Genomic DNA, 16,308 nt, shown 5'->3' with positions numbered 1-16,308 from the left:
AGGAGATCACGATGACGAGCCATCAGTGCGGCGGCATGCATGCAAGACAGCCCACTTATCTGGAGCTAATACGGCGCGGAGCACGCCAGCATGCGGATCGCGTAGCCGTGGTGTTTGGAGAGGAAAGCCTCAGTTTCTCCCAGGTCGACGCGCTGAGCAGCCAGCTTGCCCATGCCCTGTACTCACAGGGGATCGAGCAAAACGATCGCGTGGCATTGCTGCTGAACAATGGCTTGCTCAGCGTGCCGCTGGACTTCGCTTGCGTCAAGGCCGGACTCAATCGTGTGCCTCTGAATGCGCGCTTGTCTGTGGCTGAGCATGTGAAGATGCTCCAGGAGACAGGCTGCATCCACCTGATCTTTGGGGCAGGCCTGGAGCAGCGTGCTGCACAAATCAAGGCCGAGCTGCCCGCGCTTTGCTGCCTGGGGCTTGGTGCGGCCATGCCAGGTTCCGTGGATCTTGGTGCGCTGGCTAGCCGTCATCCCGTGCAAGGGCCGGACATCGAGGTGCAGCCCGACGATATCGTGCTGACGCTGTTCACGTCCGGAACCACCGGTACCTTGAAGGCTGCCCAGCATTCCCAGGCATCTTTTGCCAGCATCTGCCGCAATGTGCTGCTCAATCTGCTGCCGGCCACGGCGGATGACGCCATGCTGCATGCCGCCTCCCTGATTCACGCCAGTGGTGTGTTCGTGCTGCCGTTCTGGCTTCGCGGAGGGCGTACCGTCATTGTCTCGAGCTTTGAGCCGGGCCGGTTTCTGGCGGTACTGCAGGCGCAGCGCATCACCGCCATCAATCTGGTGCCGACCATGCTGCAGATGCTGCTGGAGCATCCGGATTTCACCAGAGTCAATGTCTCGGCGCTCAAGTATGTGATCTATGGCGCCTCACCCATGCCGCGCAGCGTGCTGCAAAAGGCCATGGAGCATTGGGGAACCCACCGCTTCTGGCAGTACTACGGGCAGACCGAGGTGCCTTTGTGCCTGGCGGTTCTGAGGCCCGAAGACCACACGCCTCAGCTCATGGGGTCGGCCTGCGGCCAGCCCTGTCTGGATGTCGAGCTGCGACTGTTGGACGAACAGGGGCGGGATGTGGCGCCGGGCGAGCCGGGTGAGATCACCGTCAGGGCACCGTCGGCGGTGCGCGGCTACTACAACGCCCCGCAACTCAATGAGGACACTTTTACCCCGGACGGCTGGGTGCGCACGCGAGACATGGGGCTGCTCGATGCCCAAGGTTTTCTGCATCTCAAGGATCGCAAGTCCGACATGATCATTACGGGCGGCTACAACGTCTATCCGCTGGAGGTCGAGAATGCCTTGCTCACCCATCCCGCGGTACGCGAATGCGTGGTGCTAGGGCTGCCGCACGACAAATGGGTCGAAGTCGTGACTGCGGCGGTTGTCCTCAGGGACGGGGCGCAGTCAAGCGAGCAGGAGCTGGTAGCCCATGTGGCGACGCAGCTGGCTTCGTACAAAAAACCACAGCAGGTGATTTTTGTGCAGGAGATTGCAAAGACGGCGGTGGGCAAGCTCAACCGCCGTGCCATGCGCGAGCGGCTCAAGCCTCAGTAGGCTACCCGTCGTACATCGAAAAAACAGCTTTCGGTGCCGCCAATGCCTTGCAGGCCGGCTTCGGCAGCGGCGCGGGCGGCTTTCATCCAGCGCTGGAAGGTGAGTTTGGCGTCATCGGTGATTTCCTCGGGCGGGGTGTCTTCCAGGCCTTGCACCAGAGACAGGGCCTGGCCGACCTGTTCTTCCCCGCCGAGCTGGCGGGCCAGCACGCGGGCATAGCGCGCCTCGGCTTGATGACGTTTGTCCTCGGGCAGTTCGGGGTAGTCGCACAGAGAGACGGTGAAATGGGCTTCTTGCATGTCCGTATATCCACAGTGTTTTGACTGTTTAAATATACAGTAATTAACTGTTTTTGTATCCAGCTCCTGGAAAATTTTTACGCCTCCCCAAAGACTGCGCTCTGTAGACTGTGTGCATGAATCACGCTGCTTCGCTGCCTTTTCCCGGTCATGCCTTGTTTGTCACGCGCATCGGTACCTGCGGACTGGCCTGGAATGCCGCTGCCGTCTGCGCCGTGCAACTGCCCGAGGCCAGCTGGGGCGAGACCCGGGAGCGCATGTTGCTGGGCCTGACCAAACGCCATGCGCTGCAGCCGCAGCGCGGGCCTGCGGTCTATGGCGCAGTGACCTCCATCTCCGCGGTTCCGGGTTTTGCACTGCAGGCCATGGCCGGGGTGCAGTGTCTGCTGGCAGGCCTGAGCTCGCGGAGCGAGCAGGGCTGGGCGCAACCCAGCGCGGAGGCTGTGGCTGCCGGCGTGCTGGGCGATCTGCGCCAGGCCTTTGCGCAAGAGTCGACCCATGATTTGCCCGATCTGCAGCAGATCGCGCTTGATGAATTTGCCGTGCCTGCATTTCACAGCCGGGTCTATGCTTTCACGCGCGCCCTGGAGCCGGGCCGGACCAGCACCTATGGCGAGGTGGCTGCGGCACTGGGCGAGGCCGGTGCCGCGCGCGCCGTGGGCCAGGCGCTGGGCGCCAATCCGTTTGCACCGATTGTTCCCTGTCATCGCGTGCTGGCGGCGGGGCGGGCACCGGGCGGCTTTTCGGGCGGTCAGGGGGCGTTGACCAAGCTGCGCATGCTGGAGATCGAAGGTGGCGCCTGGGGCGGCACACAGTCGCTGTTTGCCGATTGAAGGCGCTGAATGCGATTTGCCGGGCTGCTGCCGGCAGACCCTGCAGGCAGCGCCAGCGCGGGCTCTGCCACCTGCGGGACAGCGCCGACACGCAGGTGACAACACCGGACCTGGGGCGCCCGCACAATCCAGGCAGCTTTTGACGGGCAGGCCTTGCAAGGCACTGCGCGCCCGGTTTGAACCTTGAAAACAAACAGGAGACATGAGAATGACACGTACGGTGCAGCAACTTTTCGATCTCTCGGGCAAGACGGCCCTGGTGACCGGTGGCTCGCGTGGCCTGGGTCTGCAGATGGCGCATGCGCTGGGCGAGGCCGGCGCGAAGATTCTGCTGAGCTCGCGCAAGGCCAAGGATCTGGAAGAGGCCGCAGCCGAACTCCAGGCCGCAGGCATAGAGGCCGACTGGGTTGCCGCCGACTGCTCGGACGAGGCCGATATCACGCGCCTGGCCAAGGAGGCCGTGCAGCGCCTCGGCCATGTGGACATCCTGATCAACAACGCCGGAGCCAGCTGGGGCGCCCCGGCTGAGGACCACCCGACGGCGGCCTGGGACAAGGTGATGAACCTGAATGTGCGCGGCTATTTTCTGCTGAGCCAGCAGATCGCCCGCCTGTCCATGCTGGAGCGCAAGAGCGGTCGCATCATCAATCTGGCATCAATCGCCGGCCTGGGCGGCAATCCCACGGGCATGAAGACCATTGCCTACAACACCTCCAAGGGCGCGGTCATCAATTTCACGCGCGCGCTGGCTGGCGAGTGGGGCGAGCACGGCATCACGGTCAACGCCATCTGCCCGGGCTTTTTCAAGACCAAGATGGCGGCCGTGCTGATCGAGACGCTGGGTGAGGACGAAATGCGTTCCCATGCCCCGCTGCGCCGCCTGGGTGACGACGAGGATCTCAAGGGACTGACGCTGCTCTATGCCAGCGATGCTGGCAAGCACATCACCGGCCAGTGGATGGCGGTGGATGGCGGGGTGAGCGCCCTGGTCGGAGGCTGAAGACCGGCCTGGCCGTGTTTTTGTCACGCGCCGGAGTTCGGGCCGGTCCGGCGTGTTTATATTCACGACTTGGCTGTCGCAGCGCGGTGCGCGGCGCTTCATTCTTCTGAAAGGTTTTGCGGTGTTGTCATTTGGTCCAGAAATTCCCTTTGTGCATGAACTTGGTTTCGTCCTGATCAAGGCGGAAAGCGGCGAATCCGAACTGCGCTACACACCGCGGCCCGAGCACCTGAATTCCTTCGGCGTCACGCATGGCGGCGCATCGATGACCTTGCTTGATGTGACCATGGCCGTGGCCGCGCGCAGCGTGGACTTCGAGCAGGGGGTTGTCACGATCGAGATGAAGAGTTCCTTCATGCAGGCGGCCAAGGGACCGCTGGTAGGCCAGGGCAAGCTGCTGCATCGCACCGGAAGCATGGCTTTCACCGAAGGCCGTATCTATGACGCGCAAGGACGCCTGTGCGTGCAGGCCACAGGCACTTTCAAGTACATGCAGCGCAGGCCTGCAGCCGAAGGCGGACTGAAAGCCCTGCCCACGGATTGAGTACAGATCGGCTGCTCTGTTTTTATGAGCAGCTACCGCCTTTCATATGGTTGTTTTGTATGTTATTGGCTGTAGGTGTGAGGTATATCAAGCGCTTTCAGCTATGAAAATTGAGTTTCAAACAGGAGACGAAACATGACGGTCAATCAGCAGATCCTTCTGGACAACCGCCCGCAGGGCGAGGCGGTGGAGAGCAATTTCAAGCTGGTGCAGTCGCCGCTGCCCGCGGTGGGCGAGGGTCAGGTGCTGGTGCGCCACCACTATCTGAGCCTGGACCCTTACATGCGCGGTCGCATGAACGACTCCAAGAGCTATGCCCAACCCCAGCCGTTGGGCGAGGTCATGCAGGGCGGCACGGTAGGCGAGATTGTCGAGAGCCGCCACCCCAAGTTCAAGGCCGGCGACAAGGTGGTCGGCATGGGCGGCTGGCAGGAGTACTCGCTGCTCGACCCCAGCGTGCCCGGCGCGCTGCGCAAGGTCGACACCACCCATGTGCCGCTGTCCTACTATCTGGGTGCCGTGGGCATGCCGGGCGTCACGGCCTGGTATGGCCTGGTCAAGATCATCAACCCAAAGGCCGGTGAAACCATGGTCGTCAGTGCCGCGACCGGTGCCGTGGGCAGCGCCTTTGTGGCGCTGGCCAAGGCGCGCGGCTGCCGCGTGGTGGGCATTGCGGGCGGTGCCGAGAAATGCCGTTACGCCGTGCATGAGCTGGGCTTTGATGCCTGCATCGATTACCGCGAGCACCCCGATGTCAAGACCATGGCCAAGGCTTTGAAGGATGCCTGCCCCAACGGCATCGACGGCTATTTCGAGAACGTGGGCGGCTATATCTTCGATGCCGTGCTGCTGCGCACCAATGCCTTTGCGCGTGTGGCCCTGTGCGGAATGATTGCCGGCTATGACGGCCAGCCCCTGCCACTGGCCAACCCGGCGCTGCTGCTGGTCAACCGCATCAAGCTCGAAGGCTTTATCGTCAGCGAGCACATGGAAGTCTGGGGCGAGGCCCTGACCGAGCTGGGCGGCCTGGTGGCCGCCGGCAAGCTCAAGCCGCGCGAGACGATTTCTCAAGGTCTGGCCTCGGCGCCCGGCGCGTTTCTGGGACTGCTCAAGGGCAAGAACTTCGGCAAGCAGCTGGTGAAACTGATTTGACCCCCTGAGGCTGAAAAATCACCCCCTGAGGCGCTTTGCCTGGGCGGCCCCGCGCCTTCCCCTAGCCGGGCGCCCCCTTTCTTTACGCGCTGCGCGCTAGTGAAGGGGGACAACATCCTCGCTGAGGGGCGGCGCGGCCGGCATAGGCCCTTGCTTGATGTTTCTCGTTGGGGCAGTGTCCATCTTCTGCATCGTGGGTGTATTCGTAGAAAAATATCCGGAGACAAGAATGATCACGAATTTCGTGGGAAAGACGGCGGTTCTGACGGGTGCGGGCTCTGGCTTCGGGCTGGAGTGCGCGCGCATGGGAGCTGCCAGAGGCATGAATCTGGTGCTGGTCGATGTGCAGCAGGAGGCGCTGGACAAGGCCGAGGCCGAGCTCAAGGCTGCCGGTGCCAAGGTGCTGGCGCGCAGGGTCGATGTGTCGGATGCGGCGCAGATGGAACGACTGGCTGCCGAAGTCAAGGAAACCTTTGGTGCGCCGCACTTCGTCTTCAACAACGCGGGCGTCGGTGCCGGCGGCCTGGTCTGGGAAAACACGGTGGCCGACTGGCAGTGGGTGCTGGGCGTCAATGTCTGGGGCGTGATCCATGGCGTGCGCCTGTTCACGCCCATGATGCTGGAGGCCGCCAAGGCCGATCCCGCCTTCGAAGGCCATATCGTCAACACCGCCAGCATGGCCGGTCTGCTGGCGCCGCCGAACATGGGTATCTACAACGTCAGCAAGCACGCGGTGGTGTCGCTGACCGAGACGCTGTACCAGGACCTGGCCCTGGTCTCGGACCAGGTCAGCGCCAGTCTGCTCTGCCCCTTCTTCGTGCCCACGGGCATAGGTCACAGCGAGCGCAACCGTCCCCAGGGCCTGGAGGCGCAGCCTTTGACGGCCAGCCAGAAGATAGGTCAGGCCATGACCGACAAGGCCGTGGGCTCGGGCAAGGTCACGGCGACCGAGGTGGCGCAGAAGGTGTTCGATGCCATTGCGTCGGGCCAGTTCTATATCTACAGCCACCCGCAGGCTCTGGGCTCGGTGCAGGTGCGTCTGGAGGATGTGGTGCAGGGCCGCAACCCGACGGATCCGTTCGCGCACAAGCCCGAACTGGGCGAGAGCCTCAAGGCGGCGCTGCGCGCAGGCTGAACATGAGGGAGCTGAAAAAGCCTTGCCGCAGCGGCAAGGCTTTTTTCATGGCGCGGACGAAGTCTGGGGGCCGAGCTCGGCCTCGGTGGCCGGACGCACCAGGCGCAGCAGCAAGCCATTGCCCTTGCCCATATCAGGCACGGCCTGCAGCGTCTCGGTGTTGACCGCCCAGGCCTGCTGGGCCGAGAGGCCGGAGATGCTGCTGGATTTGTCCACCTGGGCGTAGTTGTAGGTGTTCAGGCGCTGGGCATTCACGGCGGCCGTGCCCGTCCAGTGCCAGTCGCGCGGCGCATTGGGAAAAAGTTCCGGGTTCAGGCCCTGGGGCTTGCTGCTGCGGTCGAGCAGGCGCTTGAGTTCGTTGACGCGCGGCAGGCGCCAACGCAGGTTTTCGGCCTTGTTGCGTTCTGCGGCATGGGTCATGGCCTGCTTGTAGCTGAAGACCTCGGCCTGGCCGCTGCAGGTCTTGCCATTCCAGCTCATGCCCTCGGCGCAGCGGGGCCATGCCAGCTTGGCGCGCGTGTCTATCACCATGTTCCCATCCGGTGAGGGCAGAAAAGCCGGGGCCGCTGCGGCGGGCTGCGCGCTGGCCGGCGGAGACGTCAGACATAGCGCAGTCAGCAGTAAAAAGGGCAGACGTGGGTAGAAACTTGCAGCAATCACGGCAATAGCAGGGAAGGGTAGTTGAGCCCATTGTGCTGGCTGTCCATGCAGTCATGGCCTGGATGACCGGGCCTAAAGCCTCGTAATTGACGGCTTAGGTAGAGGGGGAGGCTGGCCGGCGTGAGCCTGCACCGTCATGCAGGAAACCAGCGCCTGCTCAGCACATAAATCAAGTTACCACGACAATCACACCCCTATGCAAGCTTCTGTTTCCCTGCGCCTGGTTCTGATTCTCGGCCTGTTGTCGGCCATAGGGCCTTTCGCCATCGATATGTATCTGCCGGCCTTGCCACAGATCGGCGCCAGCCTGGATGCCCAGGTCGGTGCCGTGCAAGCCAGCCTGACCGCGTTCTTTCTCTCCATCGGTGTGGGCCAGCTGCTCTACGGCCCGGTCTCCGACATGCTGGGCCGCAAGCCGCCGCTGTATTTTGGCCTGTCGGTGTTTGCCGCCGCCAGCGTGGGATGTGCGCTGGCGCCCAATATCGAGACCCTGGTGGGGTTCCGCTTTGTGCAGGGTCTGGGCGCTGCAGCCTGCATGGCCGTGCCGCGTGCCGTGGTGCGCGACCTGCATACGGGCCACGCGGCCGCACGCATGATGTCGCTGCTGATGCTGGTCTTCAGCGTCTCGCCGATTCTGGCGCCTCTGGCCGGCAGCGGCGTGATTGCCCTGGCCGGCTGGCGTGCCGTGTTCTGGGTCGTGGCCGCCGCAGCCATGCTGGGCTTGATCGCCACCTGGCGCGGCGTGGAGGAAACCCGCAGCGCCGAGGCGCGGCTGGACAGCAGCCTGGGCGGCGCACTCAAGGCCTATCTGAGCCTGTTGCGTGACTGGCATTACCTGGGCCTGGTGTTCATCGGCGGCTGCGCCATGGCGGGCTTTTTTGTCTACCTGGCGGGCTCGCCGTTTGTGCTGATCAACTACTACGGCCTCTCGTCCACTCAGTACAGCATGGCGTTCGCACTCAACTCCATCGCCTTCATCGGTGCGGCGCAACTGACGGGGCGGCTGGGTCAGCGCTTTGGCCTGGTCAATGTGGTCAAGGCCGCAGCTTCTGCCTCGGGCGTGACCATGGCTGCATTGCTGGTCTATTACCTGCTGGGCGGCGAGCAGCTGACGGTGCTGATCGTGCTGTACTTCATCGCCAGTGCCTTCATGGGTCTGGTGATTCCCACGACCTCGGTGCTGGCCCTGGAGGAGCACGGCGAGATTGCCGGAACCGCCTCGGCCTTGCTGGGCACGCTGCAGATGCTGAGCGGCGCGGCGGCCATGCAGATCGTGGGGCATTTTTCCAACGGCAAGCCCCTGCCCATGGTGGTGGGTATGGCGACCGGAGCCCTGGTGGGCGTGGCGCTGACCTGGATCACGCTGGGCCGTGTACACCGAGTTGCCCATGACTGAGAGCGCTGCCCAGACTCCTGCCGCCTACGACGGCCTGCCCGATGGCGCACGCGGCCGCGCCATGCTGGTCATCATTCTGGGACTGACGCTGTCGGTGCTGGACAGCAGCATCGTCAATTTGGCCTTGCCCGCCATTGCGCGCGAGCTGCAGGCGAGTTCGGCGCTGACGCTGTGGGTGGTCAACGCCTATCAGCTTGCCGGTCTGGTGCTGCTGCTGCCGCTGGCGGCACTGGGTGAGCGCCTGGGTTACCGGCGCATCTATCTGCTGGGCATGACGGTGTTTGTCATTGCCTCGGTGGCGGCCACGCTGGCCAGCTCGCTGGCCACTCTGATTGCGGCGCGTGTGTTTCAAGGCATGGGTGCGGCCGGCATCATGAGCGTGAATGCAGCGCTGGTGCGATTGACCTATCCGCGCGCCATGCTGGGACGCGGCATGGCCATCAATTCGCTGGTGGTGGCGACCTCGTCCATGGCCGGGCCTTCGGTGGCCGCGGCCATCCTGTCGGTCGCCAACTGGCCCTGGCTGTTTGCCATCAATGTGCCGCTGGGCCTGATCACCTTGTGGATGGGACGCAAGGCGCTGCCGGCCAACCCCGTGGTGCGCAAGGATGGCGAGCCGATCGCGGCGCTTGACGTATTGCTCAATATTCTGATGTTCACCCTGCTTTTCCTGGGCGGTGAGCAACTGGGCGTGCGCATGGGGCAGGGCGCTGCGGGCAGCTCCCTGATGCCTTCGGGCTGGTGGCTGCTGGGCGCCGGGCTGGTGGTCGGCTATGTGTATCTGCGCCGTCAGTGGCACAGGACAGCTCCGTTGTTTCCGGTCGATCTGATGCGCATTCCCGTGTTCCGTTTGTCGATGTGCGGCTCGGTCTCGGCCTTCTGCGCGCAGATGCTGTCCTATCTGGCCCTGCCATTCCTGCTGCTGGAGGCTCGCGGCCTGTCTCCCATGGAGGCCGGCATGCTGATCACGGCCTGGCCGCTGGCCACCATGCTCACGGCCCCGGTAGCCGGGCGTCTGATTGGCAAGTATCCCGACGGGCTGCTGGGCGGTATCGGCATGGCCATGTTTGCCTGCGGACTGTGGCTGCTGGCGGCCATGCCCATCGACGTCGCGCACTGGGATATGGTCTGGCGCATGCTGCTGGCGGGCAGCGGCTTTGCGCTCTACCAGTCACCCAACAATCACACCATCGTCACTTCGGCCCCCATGTCGCGCAGCGGCGCGGCAGGCGGCATGCTGAGTTCGGCCCGCATGACAGGGCAGACGCTGGGTGCCGTGGTGCTGGCCACCATCTTTGCCATCTCGGGCGGGCATGGTGGCAATGCTGAACTGCTGGCGCTGGCAGTGGCCGGCGGCTTTGCGGCATTGGCCGGGGTTTTCAGCATGTTGCGGGTACGCCCGGGCAAGTCGCAGCATTGATTTGGCAGCAAGAGCGGCTGCCGTGCTGATATTGATGGCACAGCCGACCATCGATTGCGCAGTGCGGCGGGGGCCGGCTCTAGTCCGTTATGAGGTGGAGCCTTGCTGCCAAGGCTTTCTAAAGTGATGCCGCCAAGTCGATGGCGCAGCATGTCTTGTGTGCCTGTGTGGCAGAAGAATGGTAGGCGGGTGATTGCCGGCATGCCATTGCGCTCTTGGCAGCTTTACATTTTATTAATATTGTCGGCGCACAATGTTGACAAGTTCCTTAGTTCAGACCGTTCCACGTATGAAGATTGACCAGTCCGCTTCGCCGAGACCGCGCCGAGAGGCGCATTTTTCTTGCCTGCCCGGTGCAGGCCGGCAGCGGCATCGCCAGCAGCGCTGGACGCTGGCTGTGGGCGCCATGCTGATCGCTGCGGCGCTGGCGGGTTGCTCCAAGCCCGAGGCGGAGCAAAAAGGCCCGGCCAAGTCCGAGCCCAAGGTCGGAGTGGTCACCTTGCAGTCCCAAAGCCAGCAGCTGGATGCCAGTCTGCCAGGGCGTACTCGGGCTTTCATGACGGTCGAAGTGCGTCCCCAGGTCTCGGGCATCATCCAGCAGCGCCTGTTCACCGAAGGCGCTCAGGTCAAGCAGGGCCAGCAGCTCTACCAGATCGATGCCGCATCGCTGAAGGCTGCCGAGGCCAGTGCGGCGGCAGCCGTGGCCAAGGCCGAAGCCAGCCAGCGCACGCTGGCGGCCACGGCGCGGCGCAATGCCGAGCTGGTCAAGATCGACGCCATCAGCAAGCAGGCCTTTGACGAAAGCCAGGCGGCGGCCGCCCAGTCCGCTTCCGACGTGGCGGTGGCCAAGGCGAACCTGGAAACCGCGCGCATCAATCTCAAGTACAGCCGTATCGAGGCGCCGATCGGCGGACGCATCGCTTTGTCTGCCGTCACGCCCGGCGCGCTGGTCACGGCCAGCCAGGCCACGGCGCTCACCACCATCGTGCAGTTGGACCCGATGTATGTGGACTTCACCCAGTCCAGCTCCGACCTGATGCAGCTCAAGCGAGATCTGGAGTCCGGCCGCTACCAGAAGGTGGAAGGCAACAAGATTCCCGTGCGCATCCAGCTTGACGACGGCAGCGACTACCCGCATCAGGGCAAGCTGGCCTTTGCCGGCGTGATCGTCAACGACACGACCGGCACGCTGACCTTGCGCGCCGAGGTGCCCAATCCCGACGGCATGCTCATGCCCGGCATGTATGTGAAGGCCCTGCTGCCGACGGCCCTGGCACCCGATGCCTTGCTGGTGCCGCAGCAGTCGGTGACCCGCGATCTGACCGGACGCGCCAATGTCATGGTCGTCAAGGACGGCGATGTGGTTGAAAAGCGCGATGTGGAACTCGATCGCGCCGTGGGTGCTTTCTGGCTGCTCAAGACGGGCCTGAAAGCCGGCGAGCGTGTGATGGTGGATGGCTTTCAGCGCATCAAGCCCGGCGACAAGGTCCAGACCGTGGAAGTGGATCTGAAGGCCAAGGCCGAGCGCAAGAGCCAGCGTGGCGAGCCGCCCGTCCAGGCCGCTGCCGATGCGCCTGCCAAGAAGTAAGCAAGGCAGGCGACACACATGGCTCAGTTCTTCATCAACCGGCCCATCTTTGCGTGGGTCATCGCCATCATCATCATGCTGGCAGGGGCTTTGTCGATCAAGCTGCTGCCGCTGGAGCAGTACCCCGAGATCGCTCCGCCCAGGGTGACCATCGGCGCCCAGTACACGGGCGCTTCGGCGGAGACGGTCGAAAACTCGGTGACGCAGATCATCGAGCAGCAGATCAAGGGCATCGACAACATGCTCTATATGAGCTCGACCAGCAATGCCTCCGGTCAGGCCCGCATTACCCTGACCTTTGCTCCGGGCACCAATGTCGACGTGGCCCAGGTGCAGGTGCAAAACAAGATCCAGGGCGCGGTCAACCGCCTGCCGGACTCCGTGAAGACGCGTGGCGTCTTCATCAACAAGGGCGGCCAGGATTTTCTGGTCACCTACAGTTTCTATTCGCCCGATGAGGCTGTGACCGCCGTGGACATCGGCGACTACATCAACAGCAATCTGGTGGACATCATCGGACGCATCGAAGGCGTCGGTGACATCAACGTCTTCGGTACGCCCTATGCGATGCGCATCTGGATGGACCCAGCCAAGATGGAGAAATACGGGCTGATTCCCTCCGATCTGAGCAGCGCGCTCAACGCGCAAAATGCCCAGGTCTCGGCGGGTCAGCTGGGCGCTTTGCCGGCGGTGCAGAACCAGCAGCTGAACGCGACCATTACGGCGCGTACCAAGCTCAAGACCGTGGAACAGTTCGAGAACATCGTGCTCAAGTCCTCGAATGACGGCTCTGTCGTCACCATCAAGGACGTGGCACGGGTGGAGCTGGGGGCCGACAACCTGTCCATTCAGGCCAAGCTCAACGGCATGCCGGGCGCAGGCATGGGCATCATCCTGGCCGACGGTGCCAACGCCATGGCGGTGTCGGATGCCGTGGCCGCCAAGCTGGCGGAGCTCAAGCCCTTCTTCCCCAACCAGATCGACTATTTCGTGAGCTCGGACTCCACGCCCTTTGTGCGGGCCTCGATCAGCGAAGTGGTGCATGCGCTGGGCGAGGCCATGGTGCTGGTGGTGATAGTGATGTTCGTGTTCCTGCAGAACTTCCGTGCCACGCTGATCCCCGCCATTGCCGTGCCGGTGGTGCTGCTGGGCACCTTCGGCGTGCTGTCCGTTGCGGGTTTCTCCATCAATACCCTGACGATGTTTGCCATGGTGCTGGCCATCGGCCTGCTTGTTGACGATGCCATCGTGGTGGTCGAGAACGTGGAGCGGGTGATGCACGAGACGGGCAAGTCTCCCAAGGAGGCGACGCGCCAGTCCATGAAGGAAATCACGCCCGCGCTGGTCGGCATCGGGGTCACGCTGTCGGCGGTGTTCGTGCCCATGGCCTTTTTTGGCGGCTCGACCGGTGTGATCTATCGCCAGTTCTCCATCACCATCGTGGCGGCCATGGCGCTGTCCGTGTTCGTGGCCCTGACGCTGACGCCGGCGCTGTGCGCGACGCTTCTGAAAGCTCCGGATCTCGGTCACGGAGATGGCCACGAGCGCCCCATACGCTCCGGGGTGCTGGGCATCAACGACCGGTTCTTCCGCTGGTTCAACCGCAATTTCGATGCCGCGGCCAACCGCTACCAGAGCACCGTGGCTTTCAGCCTGGGCCGGACCAAGCGCATGATGCTGATCTTCCTGGCCGTGCTGGCCGCGGTCTGGTTGCTGATGGCCAAGCTGCCCACCTCCTTCCTGCCGGACGAGGATCAGGGCTTTGTCTATGTCAACGTCAATCTGCCGTCGGGTGCTTCGGATGCCCGTCTGCAGGAAGTGCTTGACCAGGTGCGCGAGTATCTGGCCAAGCAGCCGGACGTGATCAGCTTCAACCAGGTTTCGGGCCTCAACGGCGACCAGAGCTCGGCGCGCGGCTTCATTCGTCTGAAGCCCTGGAGCATGCGTCCGCTGCCTTCGCAATCGGCCGCGGCCATTGCGAACAAGGCGACCAAGGATCTGGCCGGCATCCGTGATGCGCGCGTGCAGGTGGTGTTGCCGCCTGCAGTGCGCGGCCTGGGTTCGAGCTCGGGCTACAACTTCATGATCAAGGACATCAACGGTGTCGGCCATGAAGCGCTGCTCGCCGCCCGTGATCAGGTGCTTGGCGAAATGCGTGCCAACAATCTGCTGACGGCTGTGCGCACCACCAATCTGGAAGACGCCAGCGAACTGCGCGTGGATGTGGATGACCGCAAGGCTGCCGCTCTGGGGCTGGCGTACAGCGACATCAACAGCGTGCTCTCCAGCGCCATGGGCGGCACCTATGTGAACGACTTCCTGAACAACGGCCGCGTCAAGCGTGTCTACATCATGGGCGATGCCCAGTACCGCATGCTGCCCACCGATATCGCCAAATGGACGGTGCGCAACAACAAGGGCGAGATGGTGCCGTTTGGCGCGTTCTCCAAAACCTACTGGGCCTATGGTTCGCCCCAGCTGCTGCGCTATAACGGCAGCCCGGCCTATGAGTTTGAAGGCCGTGCCGCAGCGGGCATCAGCTCGGGTACCGCCATGGAGACGGTGGAAGACATCCTGAAGAAGCTGCCCAACGGCATTGCCTACGAATGGACGGGAGCTTCCTTGCAGGAGCGCCAGTCCGGTGCGCAGGCACCCATGCTGTATGCCATCTCGATTCTGTTCGTCTTCCTGTGCCTGGCCGCACTCTATGAAAGCTGGACGGTGCCGCTGTCGGTGATGCTGGCCGTGCCGCTGGGCGTGGTGGGCGCGCTGCTGGCGACCTATACCCGTGGCCTGACCAACGACGTGTATTTCCAGGTCGGCCTGCTCACCACCGTGGGTCTTGCGGCAAAGAACGCGATCCTGATTGTGGAGTTTGCAGTACAGCTGCAGGAGCAGGGCAAGAAGCTGTTCGATGCGACGGTGGAAGCCGTGCGTCTGCGACTGCGTCCCATCCTGATGACTTCTCTGGCCTTTGGTTTCGGCGTGATCCCGCTGGCCATCGGCACCGGCGCTGGCGCTGGTGGTCGCAACGCCATCGGCACGGCCGTGCTGGGCGGCATGGTGGCATCGACGGTGCTGGGTATCTTCCTCGTGCCGGTGTTCTTCCTGCTGGTGCGCAGCTGGTTCAAGAGCCGCTCGCGCAGCGATGAGGCGGCTGACGTCAACAAGGAGAGCGCGGCATGAGGCGCCCGAGCATGAAATTTTCGACCATGGCCAATGCGGCAGTAACGGCCTTGCTGGCGGGCTGCAACCTGGCTCCGGCCTATAGAGCGCCTGATCTGCCCGTGCCCGAGACTGTCTCCGGCAACGCCGTGCCGGCCAAGGCCAGCGAGGCAGCGCTGCAACAGGCCCAGGCGCTGCAATGGTTGCAGTCGCCGCAGCTGCGCGAGGTGGTGGCGCTGGCGCTGAGCAACAATCGCGATCTGCGCGTCGCGCTGGAAAACATCGAGAAGGCGCGCGCCCAGTACGGAATCACAAGAGCCGATCTGCTGCCGGGCATCACGGCCCAGGCGCAGAGCAATCGCACCCGCACCGCAGGGGATCTGACGACGGCAGGGCGCTCCAGCGTCACCGAGCAATACACGGCCCAGCTGGGTTTCGCCAGCTACGAGCTGGACCTGTGGGGACGCATCCGCAATCTGAGCGAAGCCTCGTTGCAGCAGTTTCTGCAAAGCCAGGACAACCGGCGCAATGTGCAGATCGGTCTGGTGGCTGATGTCGCCAATGCCTGGCTGACGCTGGCGGCCGATCAGGCGCGCCTGCAGCTGGCCAGGGACACGCTGGACGGCCGCATCAAGGCTTTCGAGCTGACTCGGCGCATGCATGAGCTGGGTTCGACCTCCGGCCTGGTGCTGGCTCAGAACCAGACCACGGTCGATACGGCGCGCGGTGACGTGGCGAGTTATACCTCTCAGGTCGACAGGGACCGCAATGCCCTGCAGTTGCTGGTGGGCGGTCCGGTGCCTGCGCAACTTCTGCCCACTGCCCAGACCCTGACGGGCGCGGCGGACACGGCGGCTCTCAAGGTCGTGCCTGTGCCTTTGCCTTCATCGGTGCTGCTCAAGCGCCCGGATGTGCAGGCTGCGGAACGCAATCTGCAGGCCATGAATGCCAATATCGGCGCAGCCAGAGCGGCGCTGTTTCCCAGCATCACGCTCACCGGCAGTGTCGGTACCGGAAGCAACGAGCTGGACCGCCTGTTCGGCAACAACAACAGCACCTGGAGTTTCATCCCTCTGGTCAAGCTGCCGATTTTTGATGGCGGCCGCAACCGCGCCAATGTACAGGTAGCCGAGAGCAATCAGCGCATTGCACTGAGTCAGTACGAGAAGTCTGTGCAGACCGCCTTCAAGGAGGTGGCGGATGTGCTGGCCGACCGTGCCCAGTGGGGCGAGCGGCTGGACGCCCAGACCAGCATGGTGGCCAATACGCAAAAAGCCTTTGATTTGTCGAATGCTCGCTTCAAGGCCGGTGTGGACAACTATCTGACGGTGCTGGATGCGCAGCGCAGCCTCTATACCGCGCAGCAGACCTTGATAGGCCTGCGCCTGTCGGAGCAGCTCAACCGCGTGACCCTGTGGAAGGCACTGGGTGGAGAAGAGGCGCCACAGCCGGGTTGATGGGTGAACGCGCTCCTTAAACAAAGCCGCAGTCCGAGAGACTGCGGTTTTTTTGATAGCTACTAGCGCTCTACCAGTAAGCGAT

Annotated in this window: 13 protein-coding genes; 11 read left to right on the top strand and 2 right to left on the bottom strand. The window is 63.5% G+C overall.

All coding sequences use genetic code 11. The features are described 5' to 3' along the window. Positions 1–11 precede the first annotated feature (11 nt). Positions 12–1,574, top strand: coding sequence for a class I adenylate-forming enzyme family protein (locus O987_RS15425; protein WP_043373286.1), 1,563 nt, complete (start codon positions 12–14; stop codon positions 1,572–1,574). Here the strand turns inward: O987_RS15425 and O987_RS15420 are convergent. Beyond that, positions 1,568–1,873, bottom strand: a complete 306-nt coding sequence (locus O987_RS15420; protein WP_003054262.1) for a hypothetical protein — start codon at positions 1,871–1,873, stop codon at positions 1,568–1,570. The genes O987_RS15425 and O987_RS15420 overlap by 7 nt on opposite strands. A 116-nt stretch (positions 1,874–1,989) precedes the next feature. On the opposite strand from O987_RS15420, the gene O987_RS15415 reads away from it, so the two are divergent. The 5 genes from O987_RS15415 to O987_RS15395 all read left to right on the top strand — a co-directional run bounded on the left by O987_RS15415 (position 1,990) and on the right by O987_RS15395 (position 6,537). Further along, on the top strand, positions 1,990–2,706 hold the full coding sequence (locus tag O987_RS15415; RefSeq protein WP_043373284.1) for an MGMT family protein: 717 nt from the start codon (positions 1,990–1,992) through the stop codon (positions 2,704–2,706). A 208-nt stretch (positions 2,707–2,914) separates the two neighbouring features. After that, positions 2,915–3,706, top strand: a complete 792-nt coding sequence (locus tag O987_RS15410) for an SDR family oxidoreductase (RefSeq protein WP_003054264.1) — start codon at positions 2,915–2,917, stop codon at positions 3,704–3,706. 121 nt (positions 3,707–3,827) lie between these two features. Continuing rightward, on the top strand, positions 3,828–4,250 hold the full coding sequence (locus O987_RS15405) for a PaaI family thioesterase (protein ID WP_029158675.1): 423 nt from the start codon (positions 3,828–3,830) through the stop codon (positions 4,248–4,250). Between the two features lie 135 nt (positions 4,251–4,385). Beyond that, positions 4,386–5,402: an NADP-dependent oxidoreductase gene (locus O987_RS15400; protein ID WP_003054266.1), complete on the top strand. Its 1,017-nt coding sequence runs from the start codon at positions 4,386–4,388 to the stop codon at positions 5,400–5,402. Positions 5,403–5,631: 229 nt separating this feature from the next. Further along, positions 5,632–6,537: an SDR family oxidoreductase gene (locus O987_RS15395; RefSeq protein WP_019043657.1), complete on the top strand. Its 906-nt coding sequence runs from the start codon at positions 5,632–5,634 to the stop codon at positions 6,535–6,537. Between the two features lie 45 nt (positions 6,538–6,582). Here O987_RS15395 and O987_RS15390 read toward each other — a convergent pair whose 3' ends face one another. Then, positions 6,583–7,068 carry a DUF1566 domain-containing protein gene (locus O987_RS15390; protein WP_003054269.1) on the bottom strand — a complete coding sequence of 162 codons (486 nt, stop codon included), beginning with the start codon at positions 7,066–7,068 and terminating at the stop codon, positions 6,583–6,585. A gap of 325 nt (positions 7,069–7,393) precedes the next feature. Between O987_RS15390 and O987_RS15385 the strand changes: the two genes are divergently transcribed. The 5 genes from O987_RS15385 to O987_RS15365 all read left to right on the top strand — a co-directional run bounded on the left by O987_RS15385 (position 7,394) and on the right by O987_RS15365 (position 16,223). After that, positions 7,394–8,593 (top strand): multidrug effflux MFS transporter, encoded by a 1,200-nt coding sequence (locus O987_RS15385; protein ID WP_019043658.1) that lies wholly within the window; start codon positions 7,394–7,396, stop codon positions 8,591–8,593. Further along, positions 8,586–10,013: an MFS transporter gene (locus tag O987_RS15380; RefSeq protein WP_003054273.1), complete on the top strand. Its 1,428-nt coding sequence runs from the start codon at positions 8,586–8,588 to the stop codon at positions 10,011–10,013. The genes O987_RS15385 and O987_RS15380 overlap by 8 nt, the downstream gene beginning before the upstream one ends. A gap of 289 nt (positions 10,014–10,302) precedes the next feature. Next, complete coding sequence (locus O987_RS15375) at positions 10,303–11,601, top strand: efflux RND transporter periplasmic adaptor subunit (RefSeq protein WP_043373282.1); 1,299 nt, start codon at positions 10,303–10,305, stop codon at positions 11,599–11,601. Positions 11,602–11,619: 18 nt separating this feature from the next. Further along, positions 11,620–14,787 carry an efflux RND transporter permease subunit gene (locus O987_RS15370; RefSeq protein ID WP_019043660.1) on the top strand — a complete coding sequence of 1,056 codons (3,168 nt, stop codon included), beginning with the start codon at positions 11,620–11,622 and terminating at the stop codon, positions 14,785–14,787. Further along, positions 14,784–16,223 carry an efflux transporter outer membrane subunit gene (locus O987_RS15365; RefSeq protein ID WP_043373280.1) on the top strand — a complete coding sequence of 480 codons (1,440 nt, stop codon included), beginning with the start codon at positions 14,784–14,786 and terminating at the stop codon, positions 16,221–16,223. The genes O987_RS15370 and O987_RS15365 overlap by 4 nt, the downstream gene beginning before the upstream one ends. The last annotated feature ends 85 nt before the right edge of the window (positions 16,224–16,308 follow it).

Origin of the sequence: Comamonas testosteroni TK102 (assembly GCF_000739375.1) — a bacterium.
GTDB lineage: Bacteria > Pseudomonadota > Gammaproteobacteria > Burkholderiales > Burkholderiaceae_C > Comamonas > Comamonas brasiliensis.
The sequence above is the reverse complement of the archived record's forward strand: the minus strand, read 5'-3'. Positions and strand labels throughout refer to the sequence as shown.

Excerpts from the sequence above, each read along its gene's own strand:
- O987_RS15425 (WP_043373286.1), top strand. The coding sequence starts at position 12 with ATGACGAGCCATCAGTGCGGCGGCATGCATGCAAGACAGCCCACTTAT.
- O987_RS15420 (WP_003054262.1), bottom strand. The coding sequence starts at position 1,873 with ATGCAAGAAGCCCATTTCACCGTCTCTCTGTGCGACTACCCCGAACTG.
- O987_RS15415 (WP_043373284.1), top strand. The coding sequence starts at position 1,990 with ATGAATCACGCTGCTTCGCTGCCTTTTCCCGGTCATGCCTTGTTTGTC.
- O987_RS15410 (WP_003054264.1), top strand. The coding sequence starts at position 2,915 with ATGACACGTACGGTGCAGCAACTTTTCGATCTCTCGGGCAAGACGGCC.
- O987_RS15400 (WP_003054266.1), top strand. The coding sequence starts at position 4,386 with ATGACGGTCAATCAGCAGATCCTTCTGGACAACCGCCCGCAGGGCGAG.
- O987_RS15395 (WP_019043657.1), top strand. The coding sequence starts at position 5,632 with ATGATCACGAATTTCGTGGGAAAGACGGCGGTTCTGACGGGTGCGGGC.
- O987_RS15390 (WP_003054269.1), bottom strand. The coding sequence starts at position 7,068 with ATGGTGATAGACACGCGCGCCAAGCTGGCATGGCCCCGCTGCGCCGAG.
- O987_RS15385 (WP_019043658.1), top strand. The coding sequence starts at position 7,394 with ATGCAAGCTTCTGTTTCCCTGCGCCTGGTTCTGATTCTCGGCCTGTTG.
- O987_RS15380 (WP_003054273.1), top strand. The coding sequence starts at position 8,586 with ATGACTGAGAGCGCTGCCCAGACTCCTGCCGCCTACGACGGCCTGCCC.
- O987_RS15375 (WP_043373282.1), top strand. The coding sequence starts at position 10,303 with ATGAAGATTGACCAGTCCGCTTCGCCGAGACCGCGCCGAGAGGCGCAT.
- O987_RS15370 (WP_019043660.1), top strand. The coding sequence starts at position 11,620 with ATGGCTCAGTTCTTCATCAACCGGCCCATCTTTGCGTGGGTCATCGCC.
- O987_RS15365 (WP_043373280.1), top strand. The coding sequence starts at position 14,784 with ATGAGGCGCCCGAGCATGAAATTTTCGACCATGGCCAATGCGGCAGTA.